This window comes from Streptomyces lincolnensis (genome assembly GCF_021173675.1).
Lineage (GTDB): Bacteria > Actinomycetota > Actinomycetes > Streptomycetales > Streptomycetaceae > Streptomyces > Streptomyces lincolnensis_B.
In genome coordinates this window covers 1-255 of sequence record NZ_JAIHON010000067.1, presented here as the reverse complement: position 1 = coordinate 255, position 255 = coordinate 1, and the positions used below count along the sequence as shown (strand labels likewise).

The 255-nt window shown below is 59.2% G+C and carries 1 rRNA gene; it reads left to right on the top strand.

Annotation, left to right across the window (positions count from 1 at the left end):
• Positions 1–255 (top strand): 16S ribosomal RNA (locus K4B79_RS47585); the annotation flags it as partial.

The window sequence follows — 255 nt, the reverse complement described above, 5'->3', positions numbered from 1 at the left end:
ACGGCCCAGACTCCTACGGGAGGCAGCAGTGGGGAATATTGCACAATGGGCGAAAGCCTGATGCAGCGACGCCGCGTGAGGGATGACGGCCTTCGGGTTGTAAACCTCTTTCAGCAGGGAAGAAGCGCAAGTGACGGTACCTGCAGAAGAAGCGCCGGCTAACTACGTGCCAGCAGCCGCGGTAATACGTAGGGCGCAAGCGTTGTCCGGAATTATTGGGCGTAAAGAGCTCGTAGGCGGCTTGTCACGTCGGGT